This is a genomic window from Vibrio sp. 10N.247.311.14, from assembly GCF_041467715.1.
Lineage (GTDB): Bacteria > Pseudomonadota > Gammaproteobacteria > Enterobacterales > Vibrionaceae > Vibrio > Vibrio crassostreae_C.
The window spans coordinates 32494-47430 of record NZ_JBFSVE010000006.1 but is presented as its reverse complement, the minus strand read 5'-3'; the positions used below and the strand labels follow the sequence as shown (position 1 = coordinate 47430).

The window sequence follows — 14937 nt, the reverse complement described above, 5'->3', positions numbered from 1 at the left end:
ATGACTCATACATTGAGAATGGCTTGATATTTGGCGCAACACACAAACAACAAGCCAATCTGACAAAGGTTATTAACGAGCTAGTTTATGGTGCGCTCGTGAAAAGTGGCCAGCACAAAACGCACCGACAATCGAGAGTTCACCCGCCAAACACAGTGCAGCACAAACTTCAGCGAGTGCTTGTGATTTACCGTTGCCATGAAGTCCAAGCAAGTCCAAGCATGCTTTTTGACTTGGCAAGCCGGTACCACCGCCAACAGTCCCTAGCATTAAGTTAGGCAGTGTAACGCTCGCGTATAAACCACCTTCTTTATTGAGTTCCATGCGGGTCATACCAATCGCTGATTCAGCAACACAGGCAGCGTCTTGTCCGCAAGCAATGTAGAGCGCAGCAAGTGCATTTGCATAATGAGCATTAATACCAATCGTGCCGCTCAAAGCACCACCGACTGTGGTCATTTGTCCGAACTGCACCATTTTCTCTGGTGTAGTGTGGAGGTACTTAGCGACAAGCTCGGCAGAGATATTAACCTCGGCTGTGACCTTTTTACCACGAACGCTGCGCAAGGTTTGAGTATTGGCTTTTTTATCGCCTGACAAGTTGCCATCTAGGAAAGCATGATCGGGCTTAACTGGCGTATTTTCTATGATGTACTCAAAAACTGCATTGGTGGCGATGGTCACCATGTTCTGGCCAGAAGCGTCCCCGGTTAGAAACTCAAACACCAAATAAACATGGTTACCTTCGATGTTGATATTGATGTCGGTCAGCTTGCCGTGTGATGTTGTTGATTCAGCCAAGGTTTTAAATTGGTCATACTGGGTCACAGCCCAAGCAACAAACTGTCCGGCTTCAACTAATCCTTGGAATGCGAAACCAGGAGTACGTGTTACACCTTCATTGAGCAACATTGCACTTGCGCCACCACAGGCCGTAATCAGCTTAGAACCACGGTTATAAGACGCGACAAGCGCAGCTTCTGTGGTCGCGAGTGGTACGAGGTAATCGCCCGTAGCAAATAGGCCATTGACTCTTAAAGGGCCAGATATTCCCACAGGGACTTTAACGGTGCCAATAAAGTGCTCAATGTTTTTCTCATAAGCTTGGAACTGACTTTGTGTATGAGGGTCGAGCAGTTCTTGCTGTGAATCTGCATTATCGAGCGCTGTCCAGCGACGTGTGAGATTCTTTTCTGTCAGGTAGGGGCTAGGTGTCAGCTTATTTACTGGCTTTTCAAAATGAGGCTGAAGCTTTTTTTCTAATTCGTCTGCGGAGATGTCGCCTCCTAAAATAGAAACATAGTCACGGCGATGCAGATTTAGTTTTGGCATAAATAGTATGAAGTAAAGTTTGTGCAGCAAATTGGTTTGCGCTGATTCTACCGAGTAATAAACCAGAAACAAGCGCCTGATATAATGAGTTACAGTTTGTGTGGTTGTTGAAGCAAAAAGCAGCGAAGTTTCGCGAAATATAGGCTGTATTTGAGCGAAATTTAGATATGAATGTCGAGAAGGCTACCGATGGCTTCGTTTTGACGATCAACCACACTTGCACCAACGCGGTTATAACTTGCGCTTTGTGTCAGTTTAATCAGGGAATCGGTTGAAGATGAAGCAGGTTCAGGTTCTTTGTCTTTAAAGGAAATGGCTTGTTCAGGCTCTATTTGATTAAAGCTGAGATCGCTAGCTTCGAAAGTGTCGTCGGATTCTAGAGCGTGTTTGGAGGCTTGGTTGAGCTCGATTGCGGCTTCTTCAGCCATGTTGGTGGATTGCTGAATAATGGCGTAACCAGATTGAATACCAGATATCGACATATCAGAACCTTTTATTGACGTATGGAATGAGTCTAGGCGGACGATATTTTGAGCGCAATGGTGAACAGATGAAATTTACGGTGAAAATGTGAACTTAAGCTAAAATAGTGATGTCTGTCTATTAACTGAACAGGTCATTTAGCGCGTTTAATTCTTCATCAGTAAGCAAAGAAGGCTTCTCTGTTTCGAGGTTGCCGTCGATCTCACTCTGAAGTGCTTTTAATTGTTGTGGGCTAAGAAGCTGTATTTGCTGCTTAAATGCTTCAAATTGCTGTGTATTCATAGTGTGACCTTTGTTCAAATCAATATGCTCTTTAGAGCATAGTCTACTGATTCAGGAAATCAAACAAGATTAAGTGAATTTTAAATGATGTTTGAAGTTTCTTGAAACTAAGACAACTATAAATTCCTGTGGTCGTTTTTTGTCCGAGAAATGTTAGGAAAAGTTAAGGCTTGGTCAATCAAAGTCAGAAAATTCCTACAATGTAAAAACGCCTTCAACCCTTGTGGCACAAGGGTAGGTAAGTAATTTCTCTACCCAATTAGGGGTATGGGTAAAGCAATGTATAAATATTTGTGATGATCAAAAGATAAGCAATTGGCGTTATCTTTTTGTTTTTACGGTATTTTGTTTGTTGCTCAAGAAGCTTCTGTTTCAAACGACTTGTCGATCTTAACCTTAACTGCAAACTTGGTCGCTAAGGTATGCAGTTCTGGAAGCATTCGATAGATCAAATGGAGCTGTTGTAGAACCATTTTGACAGAATTCTCATCTTCTTCTCGCCATTCACTCAAACGTTTATCCAGCTCTGGGTCATAAGCGTTTTTCACTTCACAATGCTCTTTATGAGAATAGAGTTGATCATTTAGAGCGTCGAGATGCTGGTGGATTACTCTGTGCGCATCTAGCACCAGTTTGTGTGTCGCTTCATCATCAATACGCGTTCTGTGAGCACCCAGAGCCGAGATATAGCTAAGCAGAGCATGATTGAGTGTTAAGAATCGGAAGCTCTCATCTTCAGAGGTGCGGTACTTACCCGGTTCAACCAACATGCTACTGATCGCGGCAGTCAGGTTTGCATCATTATTATGCGCACTACGTCGAGCGATACGATAGTTTAGGCTATCTTTCTTACCGACACGGTATTGGCCGATGATCTGAGCGAGATAGTTCTTATTGGAATCGAGCGCATTCGCCATCACTTTGTGCAGTCGCTTCGACTGCCAATCAGGTAACACATAAATGACAGCAAGCACGGCGAGAGCACAACCAATAAAGGTATCCGCTAACCTTGGCAATACTACCGCGTAGCCTTCACCTAATTGGTTAAAGCAGAAGAGCACAAGCAGTGTGATAAAGCCGGTCGCAAACCCGTAGTTATTGATTCGAAACGCAAAGAACATCACGCCACTGATCACAATGAACACTAATTGGCTCTCTTGCGACGGGAAGAAAGTCAGTAACGGTACTCCGATCAATAAGCCTGCGACCGTGCCAATGACACGCGCCGTCAGTTTTTGACGGGTTGCACTGTAGTTTGGCTGACACACAAACAGTGTCGTCAGTAGAATCCAATAACCTCGTTCGATATCAAAACCCTGGATAATCCCGTAGCCCAGCGTCAAAGTGATCGCCATGCGAATCGCGTGGCGGAATAGCATAGAATCGGTGTGCAAGTTAGCTTTGATCTTGTGCCACATTGCCGTCAAAGTATGAGGGTTGGTATCGTCCAATACACCTTCTTCAATCTTCTCTGCATCTGGGTTGCTGATATTCGAGAGCTGTTTTTCAACGGTTGCTAGGTTATTGAATAAGTAATCCAACTGATTCAGCAGTGATTTCCATTCAGGGTTGTTCTGTTGGTGCAGGTGATTGAGCGATGACATCAGCTCATCAAGTGCCAATACAGACTTGTCACCATGCTGGTATTCAGCGCCAACTTTCAATGAGCTCGCCACTTCTTTACAAGCTGTTGCCTGCGCTTCCAGTAGATACTTAAATCGAAACAACACGTCAGAGCGTTCAAAGTGTTTTGCTAGCTCTTGATAACGATAGTGGCTAGAGCTTACGCGTTCATGAATATCTTGTGCGATGAAGTAGGTGTTAAGAAATCGGTCACTAGGGCCGTCAATGTGTCCGCGCTTAGAGCGGTTGAGTAGCGTCGCCTTACACATGTTGAGTGCGTTAACGGTACTCGCGTTGAGTTTGGCTTCAATGATTCGGTGTGGCTGGGGAATCAAGTCTGAAACGGGGTAGAAGAGTTCCGCTTTTGAATCGATGTAATTACCGATTTGATCGAATACCGTGGCTAGGTTTTGCTGCACAGGTTGCATTGGCCACACTATCTGCCAAATCATCGACATGAAGTAGTACCAAGCGGCGCCAGTTAACAGTAGAAGCGGTTGAAACCAAAGGTTGGTGCTCTCGTGTGCACCAAGCATGGTATAGATGGCAACCAAGAGAGAACCAAACGCGATACTCGCGTATTTAGGGCCAATTGCCCCGAGAATGATAAAAGAGAAGGTTGAAACAAAAAGCCCTATCGCGAACAGCCAAGGCGTATCGAAGAGAAGCTCAATAGAGAAAGCCGCAACGGCGAAACAGATAAAGGTCAGCGTGAGTGCTTTCAAGCGCCCGGTAAAGCTGTCATCACTTTCCGCAAGAGCCGCAGCAATAACGCCTAAGATCAAAGGCGTGATCAGTGTGTTTTGTCCATAATACCAAGCAGGCACCACCACGCCGAGCAGAGTGATGAGAATTAATACGCTGTAATTTATGGTTTTATTCGCCCAATAGAGGCGTAATTTGGCTGAAAAGTCCACAGTCGCTCACTTGACACACTAAAAGCCATAATCCTAACAGAAATCAAGCACAAGAATTTGATACTTATCCATAATTGCCCGTAGGTGGTCATGAAAGCGTCGATAAGATATGAGATATTATTAATTCTCATTGCATCATGATATAAATTCAATATTCCCAATTAAGAGCACACTCCAATGCAGCTAAGCGCTAACAAGACTGCACAGTTTTTTATTCAAAATGAATATCATCAGGTTGAACTTGATGGTCCACGCTTGCTGTTATCTTCAGTAGGCAGTGAAGAGCGTATCCCATTTACTATTTGGAGTGGCAAGATCGCGATAAAGCGCGGATTGTTCTGGGGATCGCTACAATTTTTTGCTAATCAACAAGATGGAACACAGCGCAGTTGGTTAGTACAAGGCTTACCTTGGGATCAATGCCGTCAATTTGCACGCGCGTCAGTTAGTGCTTATCAGAAGTGGCACGACACTCAATGTGAACAATTGGCTGAACACGTACCTCAGTGGGAAGCTGAATTAACACGTCTTGAGCAATTACCAGCCTTTCTACCGCATTCTAAGGTCAACACTTGGGTTGATATGGTCAACTCAGGCTTAGAGAGTATGACAATGACGCTAGAAGAGGCCGCACAACGCATGCCAAACCGCATCGCAAGAATGCAGTCATGGTTATCTGAAACGGAAATCAAGCAAGCTGAAAGAAACCAGCAATGGCTAGAGACCGAGCGAAAAAACTGGGAAGTGTTGTTTGCGCAATGTGAGTCGTCACCACTGAACTTATCGCAGCAATATGCGGTGTTGATGAATGATGATCACAACCTTATTTTAGCGGGTGCAGGCTCGGGTAAAACCAGTGTTCTAACGGCTCGCGTCGCGTATTTACTGCAAAGCCATCAAGCTCAAGCTGAAGAGTTGCTATTGCTCGCTTTTGGTCGTGAAGCGGCAGAAGAGATGAAGCAACGTCTCGACAGCAAAATTGGTTTATCAGCAGAGAAGGTGCAAGTCAGCACTTTCCACCAGTTGGGTTTAAAGATACTGAATCAAGTTGAACCCGAACGTGTGGTTATTTCTCCTTTAGCGCTCGATGACAACCAACGCCAAGCATGGTGCATTGATTGGTTGAAGAAGCACTGGATGACACCGACCAACTTTAAACGTTGGCAAAAGCATTTGTCTAAATGGCCAATCGCTTATTTAACCGGTGACGATGAGCTTGGTAGCCACGTTTCAAACCTCAAATTGATCGGTTGGCTTGAAAAGCAGCTAGAACAGTTGAATGCGTCGGGTTTAACCAAAAAAGAAGTACAGCAACAGCTGATTGATCACCGAGACTATGCGCGCCTCAACAGCGAGCTTTCACTGTGTTGGCCATGTGTAACCGCGTGGCAAAAGGAGCTGAAAGAACAGAATCATATCGACTTCTCAATCATGATCAGCCGAGCGACTCAGTATGTCGAGAAGGGCAAGTTTATCTCACCTTGGAAGTTCATCATGATCGATGAATACCAAGATATCTCACCTGATCGTCTTGCCTTGGTTGAAGCACTTTGTAATCAGTCTAAAGCCGAGCATCAAGCCTCTATTTTTGCAGTAGGCGATGACTGGCAGTCGATTTATCAGTTTGCGGGTGCGGATGTGGATTTGACCACGGGCTTTAAGGATCGCTTTGAAAGCTCGACCATTCATCACCTAGATACCACTTATCGCTTTAACAATCAGCTGGGTGCAGTTGCCAATCGCTTTGTACAAGAAAACCCAATTCAGATTCCGAAAGAACTGAACAGCTTCAAGCAACAAAAGCAGAAGGCGGTGTACAGTGCGCCAAGCAAAGAAGTTGAGAAGATTCTTGATCAACTGAACCGTCAATCCAAAGGCAAAACCAATAAATCGGTGTTGCTACTTGGACGTAATCATTACCACAAGCCAGAGTTGTTGGAAGATTGGAAGAAGATCTTCACCTCCATTGATATCAAGTTCATGACTTGCCACGGCAGTAAAGGTAAAGAGGCGGACTTTGTCATTATTCTTTGTGTTGATGAAGGACAGTTCCCGACCAAGAAAAAACAGCTGCATATTGATGGCGCATTGACTGAATCATCAGACGCGTTCCCTTATGCTGAAGAGCGTCGTTTATTCTATGTAGCAATGACGCGGGCAAAAGAGAAAGTATGGATCACGCACAGTGGCGACGGCTCTGGCTTTGTGCAGGAGCTGCATGGTTCTGATTACCCAGTTGTTCGTAAAAAGTGATGTTACTTGACTTGATTGTCTAAGATTAGATCTTCAATCCCTGCCCTAATATCACAAGGCAGACGCATAAAGCATAAGGAATTTGCTATGGAACACGGCTCTATTAACTACATTGAATTTGCTGCGAAAGATATCGCCGCAACTAAGGCGTTTTTCAGCCAAGTGTTTGGTTGGAGCTTTGAAGACTATGGCCCTGAGTATTCTGCGTTTGAAGGCAAAGGCTTAATGGGCGGCTTCTATTTGGCGGATCTGGCGTCGAATACGGATAATGGCGCGGCGTTGATGGTTTTTTATAGCCAAGATCTTGAGCAAACCGAGCGCGATGTAATTGATGCTGGTGGTCAGATAAACCGTGAGATCTTTAGCTTTCCCGGCGGCAGACGTTTCCATTTCAGAGAGCCAAGTGGCAACGAGATGGCAGTGTGGAGCGATAAATAGAGAGACTCTCGCACTGTTTTATGATTGAACTGTTTAATGTCTGAAAACGAGACATAAAAAAGCCTGCGATAAAATGCAGGCTTTTTAGTCTGTTCAGTAGAGAGCACATTTAACGTGCGATTACGTGCGCTCAGCTAGGTACGCTTCGTAGTCTGGGATCTCGATGATTACTTCTTCTTCAAGCAGTGAAGAGTTAAACAAGAAATTAGCGGTAGCGCGGTTAGTGGCCACAGGAATGTTCCAAACACTTGCGATACGAAGCAGTGCTTTTACGTCTGGGTCATGTGGTACAGCATTAAGTGGATCCCAGAAGAAAATCAGCATATCGATCTTGCCTTCAGAGATAAGCGCGCCAAGTTGTTGGTCACCGCCCATAGGGCCGCTGATCATGCTCTTGATTGCTAAGTCTGTCTCTTTACTTAGTAAAGAACCAGTCGTGCCCGTTGCGTAAAGGAAGTGCTTTTGTAGTTTTTCTTTGTTCTCTTTGACCCATCTTAGTAGCTCAGGTTTGAAGTGGTCATGAGCGACCAAAGCGATATGCTTATGTGTTGGCATAGTGCGCGTTGTTTTTTGCATGAATGTTCCCTAAATTGTTGTTTCGTTTTTATTGTTTTGAGTTCTTCAGCCAATATAGCACTATGGATTCACACTGAATACCGGACGAAACTCAGAAGGTGACAATGAGTCGGCGATAATTTGATCTTTGAGAGTTGCAGGTGTCAGCGCTTCGATAATCGGTGCGCTGTGTTGCTCGTAAGGTTGACCGCGTAAGTAACTCGTGGCTTGTTTTACCGACAAGCGACCTTGCTCAACCATTTTATCTGTTGGCGCAAAAAGTACCTTGTTACGGAGTAAACCACGGTAGGTTCCGTGACTTAGGTAACTTGAGATTAACCCAATATCTTCGGTTTTATCGGCCGCTCGTAGCTCACTGATCGCTGCTTCAATCGCGACGGCACTTCCGACTATATATTGGATATCAGGTTCTTCTATCACCTGCTGTACTAGATTTCTTTGAAGTTCTTTATCGTTATCTGCCCAATAGCTGATCGCAATTTTGATATCACTCGACTTGATCGCATCATAAAACCCCAGTGCTACAGGCTTAGTGCCGCCACTCGCTTGTGGGCCAAGTAACAGGGCGATAGGTGTTTCGCCTGATCCTTTCGGGTGTCGTTTCGACAAAAAATCTCCGACTTGGTATCCCATTTGGTACCAATCGACACCGACCGTACCTTTTAATACCTTCTGTTGTTCTTCATTGACGGTTAACTCATTTACCGTAGCAAACACAGGCGTCGAGCCAACCCAATCGCTGAGATTGTCATGATACGCATCGGGTGAAACCGTACCTAAAATAATGGCATCGGCTCCCCATTGCGTGCAAAGCACCAGTTGCGAGGCTTGTTTGGCCACGTTGGGGTAACCGCCAGCTTCCAATACTCTTAGCTCAACTTGCTGCTTTTCTGCTTCAGAGATCATTCCATAGTTTACCGACAACCAATAAGAGTCTTTGAGGTGCGGATAAATGGCACAGATTTTCTCTTTTTGTGATGTGGCATTGGCGGGCTTTATTGGGCTCAAAGGCTCACTAGCACCTGCGACAGTAGTTACTGAGGCCAGTAGTGAGAGAAGAATTATTGAAGCGAAAGGTCTAGATAGCATGAATTGCCGTTTTGTTGGTTTTAGATAAGAAACACTGCAAAATATAGCGTATTCTGCATGGGTAAAGAAGAACGTTTTAAGGTTTAGAGTTTATGTTGTTAGCTTCAGCGAGTATTGGACGCAAGCTGCTGGCCTCATTCTTAGTGATGGCACTGTTGGTTCTATTGTCTGCATTGATCGGTGTTTCTGGTTTTAGCTTTGTAGCCAAAACGGAAAGAAACGTCGTTGATTCGGCGCTTCCTGCCATGATCGAAGCTCGTCAGGTTTCTGAGTTGAGTAACCGTATTATTTCGTCAGTACAAACACTTTCTAATGCGAGAAACGAGGCCGAAAGAAAAGAGGCTGGCACCGTACTGTTTGACCAACTTGAGTCGCTTCTTCAACATATCAAAGAGCTTGGTGTCGACAGTTTCGATTCTCAGCTCCTCAATAAACTCGAAAACAATGTTCAAAGCGTTATTAACACACTGGCTGAGTTGGGTGTGTCGGTTGAGCGTAAGCTTTGGTTAAGCAAAGAGTTGTCGTCTCGTGTCGAAGAGATGCGCCTATTGGCCGAAGAGCTAGAGCAGTTGACGCGAACCCAAGTTTTGAACACGGCTACCATTGCGGTTGCTAACGTCACGCATATCTATGACCTGCTAGAAACCAAAGAAACGGATAAAGCCTACCAAGCCTTAGATGCGCTTGTAGAGGTTGACCTTGATTTGTCTGAGCGCCTACACGAATTGCATTTGCTGGCGTTCAAAATGCTTAACCAAATTGAAGAAACGCAAACCGTTACCAACGTAGAGCGTATTCATCAAATCCAATCAGAATTTGAATCCAACCTAAGAATCATGGCGCGCCGCGTTAAAGCGGTCGAAGATCCTACTCGTTCAGCGCAGATGTCTCAGCTTCTAGAAGAGCTCAGAAAACGCCAAGTCGTGTTCGATATTTCATTAGAACAATATGAGAACACCAAAAAGTCAGAGTTTCTGATGCAAAATACGTTGGAGCTGTTCTCTCAGCTGAATACAACGGTTAACCAACTGGTTGATGATTCAAACCGCAGTACCAAAAAAGCGGTTGATGAGCTGACCAGCACGTTGAATTTGGCTCAATGGTCACTGTCTGTGATTTCGGTTATTGGTTTGGTTATCGTTGCATTTATCGTGTGGCGAGTGGTGTATATCTCGGTTGTTAAACGTCTTACTGAATACTCATCGGCCTTGATGTCTATCGCACAAGGTCGCCTGAATATTGATATCTCGGTAAAGGGTAATGATGAGCTGGCTCATATGGGCGAGGCGATCATCACTGCCAGAAACACCGCGCAGGCGCTACAAGTGGTTGCGGTGGGTGAAGCAAAGGCGAAACGCGAACTTGAAGAGCACAAAGAACACTTAGAAGAGTTGGTCACAGACCGAACCTACCAGCTGCAAAAGACCAATGAGAAGCTGAACATCGAGGTAGGGAACCACGCTAAGGCTCGTAACGCCGCAGAACAAGCAAGCCGCGCAAAATCCACTTTCCTTGCGACGATGAGTCATGAAATACGAACGCCGATGAACGGTGTATTAGGTACTGCAAGATTGCTCAAAGATACCGGGTTAGACCCGCTGCAATCCGGCTATGCAGACATCATTAACCGCAGCGGTAAGAACCTACTCGCGATTTTGAATGACGTGTTGGATTACTCAAAGATTGAAGCAGGGCATTTAGAAATCCGCACTGCTTCGTTTGATCTTCATCAGATGGTTCAAGATACCTACCAATTGATGGAAGGGCGTGCCGCTGAGAAGAAGCTGAACTTTGATTTCCATATTGAAAGTGATGTGCAACGCTATTGGCGTGGTGACGTAACGCGAATCAGCCAAATCTTGAATAATTTGGTCGGTAACGCGATTAAGTTTACGGAAAGTGGCTCGGTCGATATCTTTATCAGCTTAGATATCGAAGATGAAAATCGAGTGATGTTTGAAGTGTCAGATACAGGTGTCGGTATTGATGCTAGCGAACAAGCTTGTCTGTTTGATGCCTTTACCCAAACCGATAGCGGTCGCAACAAAACCGGCGGCACAGGGCTTGGATTAGCGATCAGTAAAAGCATCATGTTGGCAATGAACGGGGATATTGGCGTTCATTCTGAAGAAGGCGAGGGTAGCCAGTTTTGGTTCTCACTGCCACTTGAAGCCGGTGAGAAGATAGAAACGAAAGTACCGGTCATTGAAGCGTGTATTCGAGCTAAAGTACTTCTGATTGAAGATAACCCCGTAAACTGCATCGTTGCTGAAGGCTTCTTGCATAACTTGGGGCACGAGGTTGTGATTGCGACAACCGGACAAGAAGCGAGAGCCATATTCAGTGAGCAAGAGTTCGATATTGCGCTGGTGGACATTAACTTACCCGACTGCGATGGCGTCGAGTTAATTCAACAACTCAAAGACGATGCGCTTCAGCATAAAAGTGAAGAAGACGTAATTCGAAAAGTACCCCCAATGATCGCAGTATCGGCTCATGTGTTTAACGAAGAAGTGGAAAGCTATTTGTCGTCTGGCTTTGATGGATTCTTACCTAAGCCGTTAGAGAAGGAAGCATTATCGGAATTGATTGTTGAGCAGTTGGACGGTCACACGCTGTTGCTGCCTCAGCCGGATCCGTCAGATGCTGTTTGCTGTCAGCTAAACTCTAAACCTCAGGAAACCGAGCTAGACTTATCAGCATTGGCATTTGCAAGCTCGACACAACGAGCAAACCAAGACGCGGAACATAATCAAGGAGAACCGATTGTGCAGATGATTAACCCTAAGATTATCAAAGACGACTTGGCCATTCTCGGTCGAGAAAAAATAGTGCAGATTGTTGGGTTGTTTGACCAAAGCAGCCAAGTCACTCTCGATGAACTGATTGTGGCAAGTGCCGCTGACAACGCTCGTGAAATTAAGTCTTTAGCTCATAAACTGAAAGGGTCTGCCGGCAGCCTAGGATTATCTGCACTGTTTGCTTTATGCCAGAGCATTGAAGCGAGCGAGGATCCATTACTTCAATATCGCGATAATGCAGACTCATTACCTGAATTGGTGAAAGACTCGTTAGCAGCGCTCCGAGAGCAACTATAGAGTGGCTATTGGGCGGAAAGCCCCAAAATAAGAACAGAAAACAAAAAGCAGGCTATTTCTCCGTTTTAATATGAAGAAGTGACCTGCTTTTTTATTGTCGAATAAGAATCTAAGTAAGGCTTTCAAGGAATGGCTCTAAGCCATCTTGATATGTCCAGCAGCTTTGATCTTAACGTGAACCATATTGCCTTGTAGGTAGCTTAATGGAATCTCGCTGCGTTCAATGATCGCGACATTATCGCTGCAAGCGCCAGCTTCAATCGCCAGTTGCTTTGATTGTTCTTCCAAGCCTTTTAAGGTTTCCTCTCGAGAAGCGGGCTCAATCGGAACGATCTTATCGAACTGACCAGATATTTCACCCAGCGCAACACCAATGGCATTCGCTACTTCAAAGTGATCTGGTCGAACCACTTGGCTTACACCTTCAAAATGATCTGGGAATAGGGCACTGCCGCCGCCAACCATGATCACGGGTACGCTCGCAGCTGACGTCTTCATTTTATCGATTCCTTCTTCAACATCCGTGACCATTTGTTGGTATACCTGACTGGCTTGTTCGCTCGATATACCAATCTCATCACTCAATTGATGCTCTGCCTGCCACTGCATTTGACCTGTTTTGAGTGCAATATCGGTTAGCGTAAGTTCATCACCGCCAAAGCTACGAGCGGCCTGCGTTAAGGTATGGCCAACACTTTCTGGGCCAAGCTCTATACGCTGTTGTTCAAAGCGAACCTTGGTACCACCACCAATCGCTAATGCCAAAATATCAGGCATACGGAAGTTGGTTCTGACTTCACCAATTTCTACCGCGAGGCTCGATTCTCTTGGGTAGCCGTGAGTAAGCACACCAATATCCGACGTTGTGCCGCCTACATCGACCACAATCGCGTCTTTAAGTTTGGTTAGATGGCTCGCACCACGAATCGAGTTTGTTGGGCCACAAGCCACGGTGAGAATCGGGTACATCAACGCGAACTGTTGCGACATTAATGTTCCATCGTTCTGACCGAAATAAGGCGTGGTGTGGATTTCATGATTGATGAGTGCACTGCAAAAACCGTCAACGAATCGTTTTGCTGTGCCTTGCAGAGCCGCGTTGAGGATAGTCGCGTTCTCACGTTCTAGAAGCCCTAAGCTGCCTACTTTATGGGAAAGCGATAGGTTCACGCCCGGAAGTTCTTGCTGAATCCACTCTGCTGCTCGAAGCTCTTGGTCGCCGTTGACGGGAGAGAACACCCCGCAGATAGCAATGGAATCCACATGGCCTTTCATTTTCTGACAAAGCTCGCGGATCTCAGACTCTTGAATGTTAGCGATCAACTGGCCGTCGTATTCATAGCCGCCGTGCGCTTGGTAGAAGTGTTCACCAAGCAAGTTTTGCCACGCTTTGCTCCAACCACAAAGGGGCGGGACGCTATCACCACTTGGAAGCGCTAAGCGAATCATGCCGACTCTGTCTAAACCTTTTCGTTCAACAATTGCGTTGGTGCATTGAGTCGTCCCAAGCATCGCATGTTTCACTTGCTGACCGTCAATGTTTGCTTGGTTTAATAGTGCAGTTATCGCGTTATCAATACCGGTTGAAATGTCGTGTGTGGTTGCCGTTTTCACCTTAGCAATCACATTTAGGTCTGCGTCGAGCAACACACCATCGGTATTAGTGCCACCAACGTCAATGCCAAGGCGGCAGTAATCAAGCGTAATGTTTGTCATGTTACTACCTCTTCAATGCAGACTTTAGTTGTTCAATGGTTTGATACTCGACGGTGTAGCCAAAGTAACCCGGGCCCGCAACTTCAATACCTTTGTCAGTGCGCCATTTGGAGTCGCAAGGATAGGCGATAAGGTCGATGCGCTGTCCGTAACGAAGTTGTTCGGTCGTGATTGGTTTACCGGTTTCATGATCCAAGATCGAAATCAGATCCGGTGTCGAAGCCAAAAGATTATCTTGATTCATGTCTGCGCGGCTTGTGCCTTTGTGCACGAGAAGCAATTCGTTTTGGAACTGCACAAACACGTTATCGATGCCGGTATCTTCAAACTGAGCCAGCTTTTCAATCACGACACCGCCTGTTGCAAATCCACCATCGGTTTCACGTTGAATATCAACAATCTTGCCACTGATGATGGTATGGCCACCAACAATGTTTAGTACGGCCTGTGTGCCACTCTGATTGTTGTCGTTCGCCAATCTAATCGCTTCACCAATCTTCATTGCTTGGGTCAGTGTTGCAGGCAGTGCGCTGCGTTTTAGGTTCTTACCGTTCATTGGGTAATCGCACATTGCTGCAGAGCCACCCATCTGTTCGGTAATTGGTCTCGCAAACTTTTCAGACCAAATACCGTCAATTGGGTAAAGTGTGACGACATTACCACGCTCATCAGCCAATGTGTTCGGAGCAGAAGGGAGGCCATCAAGAAAGAAAGTCACCATCTGAGCTTCTGGGAACGCACGGCCCATTGCATCACAGTCAATTACAGGGATGTTCTTTTGCGCTGCAACGAGAATTGGAATCAATGAATTAAAACCGCCCACTTCGATAGGAAACGTTGCCGCTACTTCAGTGCCGAGCGCTTTTTCCATCGCTTCGAAAGCAATCAACATTTGATCTTTCGAATTGAGTTTCTCTACTGCAACGGTTGGTGCGCCAATCATTGAAGAGGGCACCGTCATCCAATCGTCTTGCACGTCTTCTAAAGGAATCATGCGTACAGGGTGCTTTGCCGTTGCAATGGCTACTTTCGCCATCAAGGCACCGCTGTATGGGTCACCGCCGCCGCCAGTACCTAATACCGTCGCACCAAGCGCGATATCATCAATCATTTGTTCAGTAATAATCACA

At 45.7% G+C, this 14937-nt stretch carries 12 protein-coding genes; 4 read left to right on the top strand and 8 right to left on the bottom strand.

The genetic code is table 11. The features are described from left to right. Positions 1-72: 72 nt before the first annotated feature. The 4 genes from AB6F11_RS03590 to yccS form a co-directional block, all read right to left on the bottom strand. Complete coding sequence (locus AB6F11_RS03590; RefSeq protein ID WP_102397953.1) at positions 73-1332, bottom strand: hydroxymethylglutaryl-CoA reductase; 1260 nt, start codon at positions 1330-1332, stop codon at positions 73-75. 161 nt (positions 1333-1493) lie between these two features. Next, complete coding sequence (locus AB6F11_RS03585; RefSeq protein WP_017060893.1) at positions 1494-1814, bottom strand: hypothetical protein; 321 nt, start codon at positions 1812-1814, stop codon at positions 1494-1496. A gap of 121 nt (positions 1815-1935) precedes the next feature. Further along, positions 1936-2121, bottom strand: coding sequence for a hypothetical protein (locus AB6F11_RS03580; protein WP_065584591.1), 186 nt, complete (start codon positions 2119-2121; stop codon positions 1936-1938). Positions 2122-2453: 332 nt separating this feature from the next. Beyond that, entirely contained in the window at positions 2454-4637 is a 2184-nt protein-coding gene (gene yccS, locus AB6F11_RS03575; protein ID WP_017069440.1) for a YccS family putative transporter, read from the bottom strand. A gap of 177 nt (positions 4638-4814) precedes the next feature. Between yccS and helD the strand changes: the two genes are divergently transcribed. Together helD and AB6F11_RS03565 are read left to right on the top strand one after the other, a co-directional pair. After that, positions 4815-6890, top strand: a complete 2076-nt coding sequence (gene helD, locus AB6F11_RS03570; protein WP_102397914.1) for a DNA helicase IV — start codon at positions 4815-4817, stop codon at positions 6888-6890. Between the two features lie 87 nt (positions 6891-6977). After that, positions 6978-7328 (top strand): VOC family protein, encoded by a 351-nt coding sequence (locus AB6F11_RS03565; protein WP_017071128.1) that lies wholly within the window; start codon positions 6978-6980, stop codon positions 7326-7328. 120 nt (positions 7329-7448) lie between these two features. Here the strand turns inward: AB6F11_RS03565 and AB6F11_RS03560 are convergent, their stop codons facing one another. After that, positions 7449-7904 carry a methylglyoxal synthase gene (locus tag AB6F11_RS03560; protein WP_017060888.1) on the bottom strand — a complete coding sequence of 152 codons (456 nt, stop codon included), beginning with the start codon at positions 7902-7904 and terminating at the stop codon, positions 7449-7451. Between the two features lie 60 nt (positions 7905-7964). Next, positions 7965-8912, bottom strand: a complete 948-nt coding sequence (torT, locus tag AB6F11_RS03555; protein WP_240698627.1) for a TMAO reductase system periplasmic protein TorT — start codon at positions 8910-8912, stop codon at positions 7965-7967. On the opposite strand from torT, the gene AB6F11_RS03550 reads away from it, so the two are divergent. Both AB6F11_RS03550 and torS read left to right on the top strand, forming a co-directional pair. Next, on the top strand, positions 8857-9021 hold the full coding sequence (locus tag AB6F11_RS03550; RefSeq protein ID WP_017060886.1) for a hypothetical protein: 165 nt from the start codon (positions 8857-8859) through the stop codon (positions 9019-9021). The two genes, torT and AB6F11_RS03550, sit on opposite strands and share 56 nt — an antisense overlap. A gap of 64 nt (positions 9022-9085) precedes the next feature. Beyond that, positions 9086-12091 (top strand): TMAO reductase system sensor histidine kinase/response regulator TorS, encoded by a 3006-nt coding sequence (torS, locus tag AB6F11_RS03545; protein ID WP_102397913.1) that lies wholly within the window; start codon positions 9086-9088, stop codon positions 12089-12091. 135 nt (positions 12092-12226) lie between these two features. Here the strand turns inward: torS and AB6F11_RS03540 are convergent, their stop codons facing one another. Both AB6F11_RS03540 and AB6F11_RS03535 read right to left on the bottom strand, forming a co-directional pair. Next, complete coding sequence (locus AB6F11_RS03540; protein ID WP_104216174.1) at positions 12227-13807, bottom strand: hydantoinase/oxoprolinase N-terminal domain-containing protein; 1581 nt, start codon at positions 13805-13807, stop codon at positions 12227-12229. A 4-nt stretch (positions 13808-13811) separates the two neighbouring features. After that, positions 13812-14936, bottom strand: a complete 1125-nt coding sequence (locus AB6F11_RS03535) for a DUF917 domain-containing protein (RefSeq protein WP_016799491.1) — start codon at positions 14934-14936, stop codon at positions 13812-13814. Between the last annotated feature and the right edge of the window lies 1 nt (position 14937).